Source organism: Hydrotalea sp. (assembly GCF_049968455.1).
GTDB lineage: Bacteria > Bacteroidota > Bacteroidia > Chitinophagales > Chitinophagaceae > Hydrotalea.
Genome location: NZ_JBMFQT010000001.1, coordinates 154,063 through 166,763 on the forward strand (window position 1 = coordinate 154,063; position 12,701 = coordinate 166,763).

A 12,701-nucleotide genomic window follows, 5' to 3' on the forward strand; every position below is an offset into this window, starting at 1 on the left:
CTGACCAAGCCTATTTGCTGTACCCTTTTATTAACAAAAAACCAACCACAATGTTAAAGAAAATTTGCCAACTAACTGCAATAAGTTTTGCAGCGGTCACTTCTATTGAAGCACAAACCGACACTACCAAAAAATTGGAAACGAGCTCTACCACTTTCAGCTATTCAGTAGATGCTTATTACAGAACCGATTTTACAGACCCTGCTTCCGACAGTAAAACAAACAGCTTAACAAGTTTTACCAATTCTAAAAATTCATTTGAATTGGGCATGGCTTCTGTAAGGGTAGATCAAACTTTTGGAAAAGTAAGCGCTACTGCTGATTTAGGTTTTGGACAACGTGCCGAAAGTTATTCCTATAACGATGTGGGCACTATGGCTGCTATTAAACAACTATTCCTCACCTATCACCCATTTAAAAATTTAACCTTCACTGCCGGAAAATTTGGCACCTTCATTGGCTATGAAGTATTAGATGCTTACGCTAACAGAAACTACAGTATGAGTTATGGGTTTTCCTACGGCCCATTCTTTCATACCGGTATTAAAGCCGATATTTCTTTGGGGGGCAAAACTGCCATCATGGTAGGAATAGCCAATCCAACAGATTATACAACCACTTCCTCATCTAACAAGGTGGCATTGGCGCAAATAAGCACAGGTACTAAAGATGATCATTTTAAAGCCTTCCTCAATTTCCAAGGTGGTACAGGTTTTAATCAATTCGACTTAGTATTGAATGCAACGCTATCAGATAAACTAAGCCTTGATTATGACGGGACTATTAAAACCGTGCATGAAAATGGAGTAAGTAATAACTGGACTAGCAATGCATTGTACATTAATTACGACATCAACAAAACAGTTGGGTTCACTTTAAGGAATGAATATTTTAACGACAAAAAAAATGTGGCAGGTGTTGGTGCAGCTATTTTTGCTACAACACTTTCTGGAAATATTCACATTAATAATCTTACACTCATTCCGGAATTTAGAATAGATAATTCACAATCGGCCATTTTCTCTAAGAGCAGTTTATATAATTCCAGCAAAAATGATAACAGCTGCCTTCTTGCAGCCGTTTACAAATTCTAACCTACACCAAAACCAAACTAACTAAAATCAAACTTATTATCATGGAAAAATCAAAACCATCCTTTTTAGGAAAAAAATATTTATATACGATAATATTATTATTTGTATTTATAATAACATTTATACCATTGCACAGTTTTGCACAAGACCCCACAGGAGCCAAAACCGGGACATTAGCGGATATTGATACATCAGCCGTTAAAACTTTAGATACAATAAGCAAAGCAAAAGATAGTAGTACCGCAAAATTGGCTGAACATATTAGCCAATTAGCAAGCACAGTTCATAGTATTGGAGATGCAGATGGCCACAATAAAATTGCAATTAATATTATGTGGACCTTAATTGCCGGATTTTTGGTAATGTTTATGCAGGCAGGATTTGCCATGGTTGAAACAGGATTTACACAAAAGAAAAATGTGGCACATACCATGCTCATGAATTTTTTAATTTATGCAATTGGCATGTTAGGATTTTGGATAGTTGGATTTGCTATTATGTTTGGCGGATCTTTAAATCCTGCAACATTGGGTGGTGCACCGGGCGTTTCCAGTCATGAAGTAATTATTCATTTATTTGGTAAAGATTTTGGCATTGCCGGAACTGCTGCCTACTTTTTAAACAGTAAGGTTTATGACGTAGGGGTATTTACGTTGTTTTTATTCCAAATGGTTTTCATGGATACAACTGCCACAATTCCTACCGGGTCAATGGCTGAACGTTGGACTTTAAAATCATTTATTGTATATGGCTTCTTTATCTCCATGTTTGTTTACCCACTTTATGGAAATTGGGTATGGGGCGGTGGATGGCTTTCAGCTTTAGGCACCAATTTTGGTCTGGGACATGGTCATGTTGATTTTGCTGGCTCTTCTGTTGTTCATATGGTTGGCGGCGTTGCAGCTTTAGCAGGAGCAATAGTAATTGGTCCACGTTATGGTAAATATGGAAAAGATGGATCAGTAAAAACCATTCCCGGACATAATATTCCAATGGCCATTATTGGTACGTTTATTTTAGCATTCGGTTGGTTTGGATTTAATCCAGGATCAACATTAGCCGGTGGTGATTTACGTATTAGCATTGTTGCAGTAAATACAATGTTAGCCTCCGCAGCCGGTGCTATTGCAGCATTGTTTTACATGTACATTAAGGGCGGAAAAGCTGACCCCGGCATGGTTGCAAATGGAATGCTGGCGGGCTTAGTTGCCATAACAGCACCCTGTGCATTTGTTACAGCAATATCAGCAGTTATTATTGGTGCTATTTCAGGCATACTGGTGATATTAGTATACAATTTTGTAGATACCAAATTAAAAATTGATGACCCTGTTGGAGCATTTGCTGTACATGGCGCAAATGGAGCTTGGGGTGTGTTAGCGCTTGGTTTATTTGCCGATGGATCGTATGGTGATGGTTGGAATGGCGTTTCAGGCACAGTAAAAGGTTTGTTTTATGGTGATTACAAACAATTTATTGCCCAATGCATTGGCACAATTACCTGTTTTGTTTTTGTATTTGTAGTGATGTATGTGTTTTTTAAACTACTTAACAAAGTAATTCCTTTAAGAACAAAAGAAGCGGATGAAATTGCCGGTTTAGATATTCCGGAGACCGGCGTGTTGGGATATGTTGATTAATCAATGATCAATAAAATGTTTTTATAAATAAACATGAGGAGGGATACACAGGGATGGGGTTGCAAAACCCCTTCCCTTCTATCATTATTAAATTAAACATTTACTATATGTATCCAAAAATTAAAAAAGCTATCCAACCATTTAGGTTACTATTAAACGATAGTAGGGTAACCGGAATTTTATTAATAACATGCACATTAGTATCAATAGTGCTTTCAAATGCAACATTTACGCACAACTATCTTTTATTTTGGCATAAAAGCATTCTAAAAACCGATGCTGAAATTTTTCCTAACACCCCTTTAAGCTTCATTAATGCCGCACTCATGTCATTCTTTTTTCTTTTAGCCGGAACTGAAATAAAACGAGAATTGAGCAATGGTGAATTATCTGCTTTCAAAAAAGCAATACTACCTTTTGGAGCAGCTTTAGGTGGAATGGTTGTACCTGCATTATTATATTTTTTATTCAACCGAACCTCAGGTCATTTATCCGGATGGGGTATTCCAACTGCAACAGATATAGCATTTTCATTAGGCATTGCTTCTATCATAGGAAAAAGATTCCCTGTTTCCCTAAAAATATTTTTAATGGCTTTAGCTATTATTGATGATTTGGGTGCAATTATTATTGTAACTTTTTTTTATGGTGGTGCTATTCATTTAAATTATTTTATTGTTGCAGTAGTTTTATACGGCATCCTATTGCTGTTGAATTTTACTAAAACAAAAAATTCAGCATTATACATTATCATATCTATTGCGTTATGGTATTGTCTTTATCAATCAGGTATAGAAGCTGCAATAACCGGTGTATTAGTAGCATTAGCACTACCCATTAGCAGTTTAAACAAACTAGAGAAAATAATTCATACTCCTGTCAACTTCATCATTCTACCTTTATTTGCTTTAGCCAATACGGCAATAATCTTACCTAACAATATATGGCAAAATATATTTACGCCCATTAGTATGGGCATTCTTTTAGGTTTAGTAGTTGGTAAGCCAATTGGCATCTTTTTATTTAGTCGGATATTAGTATATTTCAAAATTGCACATTTACCCTCTAAAACATCTTGGATTCAATTTATAGGTATGGGAACATTGGCCGGCATAGGTTTTACCATGTCCATTTTTACAACAACACTGGCATTTGATCATTCTATCCTAAAAGAAGAAGCAACGGTAGCCATTTTATTAGCTATGTGCTTATCATTTGCCATTAGCAGTATTTACTTTTTTATATTAGATATAAAACAAATAAAAATAGCTCGTTCACAACAAATGCTAAAGGCTAAGCAAGCCAACAATTGGGTTATTCACCAAAACTAACCACCTATTAAGTTGTGAGCACTTTCTTATAAAAGAAAGCAAAAGGCCTTCTTTATAGAAGGCCTTATTTAAATAGTTTATGCTGAATTCCTCCCGGCATTAATAATTCCAAATGAACAACGCATAGCCAGTTTTTCGTAAGTATTTTTTAGCGTTTCTTTTGAAGGTATATTTTCAAATTCTCTGATTTTAGTAATTGCGTATTGTTGAATGGTAACCAATGGCAGTACTATTCTTTCACGCATTTGTATAGATAAATGATCAACGGGATAATCGGCCATCAAAGTAGTTTTACCATTCAACAATAAAACATATTTTTTTGTTAGTTCATATTCATGAAACAACATATTCCAAATATCACTGTATTTTTCATCGTGTGCCAAAAAAGCAGTTAATGGGAAAAAACATTTCTGCATGGCCATTTCACAATTATCAATCAGTGTTTTGAAAAATAAAGAATGTTGATACAGGGCTTTAATATCATTCCATTTGCCCTGCTTTTCAGCGGTTTGCAAAGCAGTGCCTACACCAAAATAGCCGGTTACATTAATCTTAATTTGACTCCATGAACCGACAAATGGAATGGCACGCAAATCGTTTAACGTTAGTTTGGTTGAGCTGCCCCGTTTGGTAGGCCTACTGCCTATATTGGTTTCAGAATACAATTTTAAAGGACTAACATGCACTAAGAAATCAATGAAATAAGGATGATTTTTTAATTGCAGAAATGCATCATAGCTGGTTGAAGCAATTTCACTCATTAACACTTCTTCTTTTTCATTGAAAGTAATAGCATTATTGGAAAATATTTCATTGTACATACCTGCATGTATCAGTTGCTCTACATTGTATTGCGCTGAATCAACAGTTCCAAAATTTGAACTTACTGTTTGCCCCTGTATGGTTAATTGAATTTCCTTATTGGAAATATTTTTACCCATTGAAGCATAAAACTGATGCGTTTTTCCACCACCACGTGCAGGAGGGCCACCCCTACCATCAAAGAATACAACGTCAATGCCGTATTGTTGTGAAATAGCAGTTAAAGCTTCTTTAGTTTTATAAATACTCCAATTTGCCATTAAATAACCCCCATCTTTGGTACCATCGCTAAAGCCTAACATAATGGTTTGCTTGTTATTCCGATGTTTTAAATGAGCACGATACACGTTGTGTTGGTACAACGTTTCCATAATATGTGCTGCATTTTGCAAATCGTCAATAGTTTCAAAAAGCGGAACAATATCAATTGACATTTTTTCTTTAGGCCATCCCATCATTAAAAACATACCAAACACTTCCATTACATTCACAGCACTAAAGCAATGGCTAATGATATAACGATTACAACCGGCTTCACCATTTAACTGTTGAATTTGACGGATAGCACCAACAATTTCCAGCGTATCTTTTTGCACTGCATCGGTAAGTAAATTAGTATCTATAACATTTGAAATATTAGCAAGTAAATTCAATTGCTCATTTTCAGATACATCATTAAAGTTTTTGGGTAAGATAGTGCTGTTAGCAATAATGTTTTCGTAAATTTTTCCGTGAATACTACTATCCTGCCTTATATCTAAGGTTGCAAAATGTAAACCAAACAACTCTACTTTATTAATTAATGATTCAACTAACCCTACAAATAATTGGTTATACTCATAAATTAACTGATGTTTAATTTTTTCGAGTGCGTCTAATATTTCGGCTTTGGTTAAATCGAATGCATGCCCTGGAACAAACAAGTTATCATACAATCTTTTTTCCAAATTGCTTAATGCTGTATCTACACCTTTAAAAGTTAATCTGCGTTTTAATTTACGAACTTCAGTATAATATGATTTTACAATACTTTCTCGTAATGAGTTCGCCACTTTTACCGAAATATCTTTCGTAACAAATGGATTTCCATCACGGTCGCCACCCGGCCAAAAACCCATTCGCAAAATGGTGTGATGCGGCTGTAATAAATCGGGCATATTTTCTTTCATGTAAGAAATAATTTTCCCGGCAGCATGGTAAAAAACATTTTCTAAATACCATATTAAACTTACTGCTTCATCGTAAGGAGTAGGTTTTTGTTGTTGAAAAAATGGAGTACGACCCAGTTGCTGTAAATAAGTATAAATCTGTTTTTCATTATTTGCATTAATAGCACTCGATAAATCGTGAATGATTCCTAAAACAGCACCTCTATAAAATTGAGTTGGATGTGCCGTTAATACTAATTGAATATGAAAATCATTCATTCGTTTTTTTAAAACTTCTAACAATTGCTTTTGTTCTGCTTCAATTAATAATTGCTTCACAGTACCTTTACCTTGCATGTCATTTACTTCGCGAAAAGCAGCATCTTCCAATGCATCAAACAAAACAACTTGTCGTTCAACATATTGAACAAATCGAAATAACAAATCAATTTTTTCTTGTTCGGTTAATATTTCTGTTTGTGTTTGAAAAAAATGTTCAATAATTTCTGCAGGGGCCTGCTTTTTCTTATATCCTTCTTCACAATGCAACAATAGCATTGACACCAAGATCCCTGTTTTTTCAATTTTATGAAAAGGGAGAGATGTAAACAAACTATTATATAACTGAAATTTAATAGCTACCTGACTTTGAAATACGGATAAATTTGCAGAACCAGACATAATAAAATTTATAATTTAAACGAATGATACGAATCCTAAAAGGAATTGAGGGTTGAAAATTAATAAATATTTTGGTAGAATTATTGAATTTTATTTATCTTAGCAACCGAAATTATAAATGTCATCAATTCAACACCTATTATTAGCAATGTTGTACACAACTTTAAACATACTTGCTATTACTACCACAACAACAACTACCCTGTAAAGGGTAATACTACATTTATATAATACTCCGGGCAATTTTGCTGATTTTAGTTCCTCAAACAACTATACACTTTAGTTTAATTTTTACATTTTAAATAGCATATAATTTTATATACAAATAATTTTTTTTATGATAGTAATGAAATTCGGTGGTTCGTCAGTAGCCAATGCAGAGAATATAAAAAAAGTAGGCGAAATTGTAGCCGCACAACAAAACCAACATTGTTTAGTTGTGGTTTCAGCCTTGGGTGGTGTTACAGATGCACTAATACAAACCGGTCAAACAGCCTCTAAAGGAAATGAAGATTACAAACAATTGTTAGCCAATTTAGAAACTAGGCATTTAGATACAATTAAAAACTTATTGCCGATTACTGCTCAAAGTAGTTGTCTGAGTAATGTAAAACAAAAATTTAACGAACTGGAAGATATTTGCGAAGGCGTATTCAGATTAGAAGAACTTTCCAAGCGTACATTAGACAGAATTATCAGTTACGGTGAACTTCTATCGTCTGTAATTGTTTCCAGCTATTTCAATGCCATTGAAATAAAAAACGTTTGGATAGATAGTCGAAAACTAATCATCACCAATAGCAACTTTGGATTTGCACAAGTAAATTTTTCTGAAACCAACAAAAATATTCAAACATTTATTAACAATAACAATGCTAATCTATTTGTAGCTCCGGGTTTCATTGCTTCAAATGAAACAGGACTAACAACCACTTTAGGCAGAGGTGGTTCTGATTATACAGCAGCTATTTTTGCTGCAGCCATTCATGCCAATGCTTTAGAAATATGGACAGATGTTACAGGCATGATGACTGCTGACCCTCGCTGGGTAAGTAATGCAAAAACAATTCCTTCTACTTCGTATAAAGAGGCCATGGAATTATCGCATTTCGGTGCCAAAGTAATTTACCCTCCTACTATACAACCTGCCATGCAACAACTTATTCCTATTTGGATAAAAAATACTTTTGAGCCACAACAACCCGGTACCGTTATTGAAAATATTTCTAAAAAAGAAAATGAAATAATTACCGGCATTTCAAGCATCAACGCTATTAGCTTATTAAGTTTAGAAGGAAGCGGTATGGTGGGAATACCCGGTTTTTCTAAACGCTTATTTGAGGCATTATCTTCTGCAAACATCAATGTAATTCTAATTACTCAAAGCTCTTCCGAACACTCAATATGCGTAGCAGTAAATACTGCAGATGCAATTAATGCGCAGCAAGTTGTTGATGAACATTTTACTCATGAAATTAATACCGGAAAATTGGAGCCATTGAAATTAGAACACGATTTATCAATAGTAGCATTAGTTGGTGATAAAATGAAGAGCCATCCGGGTATTGCCGGGAAAATGTTTGCTGCATTAGGAAGAAATGGCATTAATATAAGAGCTATTGCACAAGGATCCTCAGAACGAAATATTTCTGCAGTAGTAGCCAATAAAGATGTAAAAAAAGCAGTGAATGTTTTACATGAAGCTTTCTTTGAATCATCCTACAAGCAATTAAATCTATTTATTGTTGGAACCGGTAATGTTGGCAGTAAATTAATAGAACAAATTAATCAACAACAAAAGTATTTGTTAGAAAATTTAAATATTCAAATACGAATAACCGGAATTGGAAATAGCAGACATATGTTGTTTAATGATGAAGGTATTGATTTATCAAAATGGCATCATTTAATAAATGAGGCACCGGCCATGCATTTGCATTCATTTGTAAAAAGCATTATTACAAAAAATTTACGTAACAGTGTTTTAGTAGATGTTACAGCAAATGAACAAGTAGCTGAAACATATGCCGAACTTTTAGCCAACTCTGTAGCAGTTGTAGCTTGTAATAAAATTGCAGCTGCATCAACTTATAACAATTATAAAAAATTAAAAAACTTATCGCGAGAATATAATGCTTCTTATTTTTTTGAAACCAATGTGGGTGCCGGATTACCCATAATTGGAACTTTAAACGATTTGATGAAAAGTGGTGATAGCATTCATTCAATTCAAGCTGTTTTATCAGGCACTTTAAACTATGTTTTTAATCATTATGATGGTAAGGAACCTTTTGCTGCTATAGTAAAACGTGCACAAGATGAGGGTTACACAGAACCCGACCCTAGGCTTGATTTAGGAGGAACAGATGTAATGCGCAAGATTTTGATATTGGCTCGTGAATCAGGCACAACTATGGAAATTGAGGAAGTTGAGAACCATAGTTTTCTTCCCGCCTCATGTATGGAAGGAACAGTTGAAGACTTTTACAATGAATTAGCAGCTCATGAATTACATTTCAAAACATTATATGAGAATGCACAAAAAAATAATTGCAAATTAAAGTTTGTGGCAGAGTTTAAAAATGGAAAAGCAGAGGTTGGATTAAGAGCTATTCCATCTAATTCGGATTTTTATCATTTATATGGTAAAGATAATATTGTGCTCTTCTATACCAAACGTTATCTGGAACAACCCTTAGTAGTAAAGGGTGCCGGTGCAGGTGCAGACGTTACCGCATCAGGTGTTTTTGCCGACATAATTAGAGTAGCACAATAATCTTAAGTCACCTGACACACTTAGAAAATGATAACAATTAAACATCAAAGCGTTACCGTTAGTAGTCCGGCAACCGTTGCCAATATGGTTTGCGGTTTTGACATTTTAGGATTTGCATTACAAGCACCTAATGATATTTATACCTTAACAATCAGCAATGAAAAAGGCATAAAAATTATTCAGGAGGATGCTTTTGATTTACCTGCAAACCCTGAAGAAAATGTTTCGGGTGCCGCACTATTAGCATTTTTAGAAGCAGTTCCTGAAATTCCAGGATTAATTTTACATAGCAAAAAAAATATTAAACCTGGAAGTGGCATTGGCTCAAGTGCTGCTAGTGCTGCCGGCGTAGTGGTTGCAGCAAACCATTTAATCAATAATTATTTTCCTAAAGAAGAACTGGTGCGCTTTGCTATGTTTGGTGAAAAAGTTGCCAGTGGTGTTAAGCATGCCGATAATATTGCCCCTGCTATATATGGCGGCGTAACCTTAATTCGTTCTATTTTCCCTTTAGATATCATTCCAATTAAAGCCCCTGATTTGTACGTTACAATTATACATCCACAAATTGAAATTCGTACAGCTGATGCTAGGCAAATTTTAAAACAGAACATTTTATTAAAAGATGCCATTAAACAATGGGGAAATATTGCGGGCTTGGTAGCAGGCTTAATACATCACGATTACGATTTAATTGGCAGAAGTTTGGAAGATGTAATTATTGAGCCCGTTAGAAGTATACTTATACCAGGATTTAATGAAATTAAAAGTAAATGCAAAGAGGCAGGTGCATTAGGTGGTGGTATATCAGGCTCAGGCCCATCTATTTTTATGCTAAGCACCACATTACAAATAGCCAATTCATTTGAACAAATTATGCAAGAAGTTTATAACCAAATTGGATTGGCATATAACACCTATGTTACCACCATTAACCATGAAGGTGTAAAAATATTGGATTCAAAATAAAATGAACAACAACGCTACAAAAAGAAAAGTTTGAACAATGAAATATTATAGTTTAAATAAACAATCACCGTTAGTTGATTTTGCACAAGCTACAATTCAAGGACAAGCACCAGACAAGGGTTTATATTTCCCTGAAACCATTCCTACTTTACCAAAAGGATTTATTGATAATATTCATCAATACAATAAAATTGAAATTGGCATTACGGTTATGTTACCCTATATAGGCAACAGTATGCCACTTCAACAAATGGGAAAAATTATTGAAGAAACCATCAACTTCCCATTCCCATTAATACCCATTACACCTTCTATACATGCTTTAGAGTTGTTTCACGGACCTACCTTGGCATTTAAAGATGTTGGGGCCAGATTTATGAGTAGATGCTTAGCTTATTTTAATAGGACTAGTTCAAAACCGGTAACTGTTTTAGTAGCCACATCGGGTGATACAGGTGGTGCAGTTGCTAATGGATTTTTAGGGGTACAAGGTGTTGAAGTAATTATTTTATTTCCTAAAAATAAAGTAAGTAAGGTGCAGGAATTACAACTAACTACACAAGGCAATAATATTACTGCAGTGGAGATTGAGGGCAACTTTGATGATTGTCAAGCAATGGTAAAAGATGCTTTTATAGATGAGGATTTACAGCAACATTATACACTCACTTCTGCCAATTCGATTAATGTAGCTAGATGGTTACCACAGCAACTTTATTATTTTTACGCATACCAACAATGGCAGCAACAATTGGCCCCCGTTATATCAGTACCAAGTGGTAATTTCGGAAATATTTGTGCAGCAATACTTGCGCATGAATCAGGTTTACCTGTACAACACTTTATAGCAGCATGTAATGCCAATAAAGTTGTACCCGATTATTTAAACAAGGGTGTTTATCAACCACAAAAAGCTATTCCAACATTTTCAAATGCAATGGACGTGGGCAATCCCAGCAATTTTATTCGAATACTAGAAATTTTTCATCAATCGTTTCAAACACTAAAAAATAAAATAAGTAGTTATAGTATTAACGATGATACAACTTTACAAACCATACAAGATGTCTATCAACAACATCATTATTTACTTGACCCACATGGTGCAGTGGCTTTTGCTGCAATAAATCAATATTTACAGCAACATCCTAATTTAAAAGGATATATAGCTGCGACTGCCCATCCTGTAAAATTTCCAGATGTTGTTAAAAAGGCTACTCAAATAGAGGTACCTATTCCCGAGAGCATTCAAGATTTATTTAGTAAACCACAAAACAGTACAGTATTGCCTGCACATTTCTCAGCGTTAAAAGAGTTTTTATTGAACAGGAAATAATTTAATACACACAGGCTTTTCTGTTTTTATTTGAACACCGGTTGGCATAAGCATTCCGGTGCTTTTATATATTGAAAATACAACAATGTTGTTCGTATCGCGATTGGCTACTAATAAAAATTTTCCTGTTGGATCAATAGCAAAATTGCGTGGATGTACGCCTAGGCTTGATTGATGTCCCAATTCTGTTAGTGTTCCATTTGCAGCAATTCTGTAAATAGTAATATCATTTGCCTTTCCTCTGTTAGAGGTATATAAATATTTACCATCGGGGGTTATACGTATATCAGCACTACCTCTTTCTTTAGGGTCGCCAACGGTGCAGGAATTGACGGTTTGTATAGCATGCAAACGACCTGTTGTACTATCATAATCAAAACAAATAACTTTACCCGCCAATTCAGTAATTAAGTAAGCAAATTTTCTATTAGGACTAAAAGTTAAGTGCCTAGGGCCATAACCATCCGGAACATCAAACATTGCCGTATCTGTTTCCGATAAAGGTGCTGAACTGTTATTTGGGTTAAACTTATATTGATATACTTTATCAGTACCTAAATCATCAACAAATAAATATTTATTATCGGGTGAAAAAATGGTACAATGCACATGTGCTTGTTCCTGACGTGTAACATTTACACTATAACCATGGTGTTCAATATTCTGGGCAAGTGGTTGTAAAGATCCATCTGCATTTATTTTTAACATAGACAAACTACCACTGCTATAATTAGCAACTGCAGCCCATGTATTTGTAGCATCTACATCAATATAACAGGGATCATCGCCCCCACTTGGAGTAGAGTTGAGTAATTGTAATGTGCCATTTTTTTTATTAAATGAAAAAGCGCTTACGCCACCCGGTACCTCTTTATGATTTTCGTTAACTGCATAAACATATTGC

General features: G+C 34.7%; 8 protein-coding genes. 6 read left to right on the plus strand and 2 right to left on the minus strand.

The genetic code is table 11. The features are described from left to right. Window positions 1–50 precede the first annotated feature (50 nt). The 3 genes from ACP5P5_RS00680 (at window position 51) to nhaA (ending at window position 4,065) form a co-directional block, all read left to right on the plus strand. A complete protein-coding gene (locus tag ACP5P5_RS00680; RefSeq protein ID WP_428284199.1) occupies window positions 51–1,094 on the plus strand; it encodes an outer membrane beta-barrel protein in 1,044 nt (347 codons plus the stop codon). Window positions 1,095–1,135: 41 nt separating this feature from the next. Then, window positions 1,136–2,734: an ammonium transporter gene (locus tag ACP5P5_RS00685; protein WP_428284200.1), complete on the plus strand. Its 1,599-nt coding sequence runs from the start codon at window positions 1,136–1,138 to the stop codon at window positions 2,732–2,734. A 107-nt stretch (window positions 2,735–2,841) separates the two neighbouring features. Next, a complete protein-coding gene (gene nhaA / locus ACP5P5_RS00690; RefSeq protein ID WP_428284201.1) occupies window positions 2,842–4,065 on the plus strand; it encodes a Na+/H+ antiporter NhaA in 1,224 nt (407 codons plus the stop codon). 77 nt (window positions 4,066–4,142) lie between these two features. Here the strand turns inward: nhaA and ACP5P5_RS00695 are convergent, their stop codons facing one another. After that, complete coding sequence (locus tag ACP5P5_RS00695) at window positions 4,143–6,716, minus strand: phosphoenolpyruvate carboxylase (RefSeq protein ID WP_428284202.1); 2,574 nt, start codon at window positions 6,714–6,716, stop codon at window positions 4,143–4,145. A gap of 337 nt (window positions 6,717–7,053) precedes the next feature. On the opposite strand from ACP5P5_RS00695, the gene thrA reads away from it, so the two are divergent. Genes thrA through thrC form a run of 3 tightly spaced genes read left to right on the plus strand, consistent with a single transcriptional unit; the run spans window position 7,054 to window position 11,797 of the window. Further along, window positions 7,054–9,492, plus strand: a complete 2,439-nt coding sequence (gene thrA, locus ACP5P5_RS00700; protein WP_428284203.1) for a bifunctional aspartate kinase/homoserine dehydrogenase I — start codon at window positions 7,054–7,056, stop codon at window positions 9,490–9,492. A 27-nt stretch (window positions 9,493–9,519) separates the two neighbouring features. Then, window positions 9,520–10,461 carry a homoserine kinase gene (locus ACP5P5_RS00705; RefSeq protein ID WP_428284204.1) on the plus strand — a complete coding sequence of 314 codons (942 nt, stop codon included), beginning with the start codon at window positions 9,520–9,522 and terminating at the stop codon, window positions 10,459–10,461. A 37-nt stretch (window positions 10,462–10,498) separates the two neighbouring features. Further along, the gene (gene thrC / locus ACP5P5_RS00710) at window positions 10,499–11,797 is read left to right on the plus strand and encodes a threonine synthase (protein ID WP_428284205.1); all 1,299 of its coding nucleotides are present in this window, start codon (window positions 10,499–10,501) and stop codon (window positions 11,795–11,797) included. Here the strand turns inward: thrC and ACP5P5_RS00715 are convergent. Further along, window positions 11,780–12,701: lactonase family protein (locus tag ACP5P5_RS00715; protein WP_428284206.1), on the minus strand; the 922-nt coding region annotated here is incomplete at its 5' end. The two genes, thrC and ACP5P5_RS00715, sit on opposite strands and share 18 nt — an antisense overlap.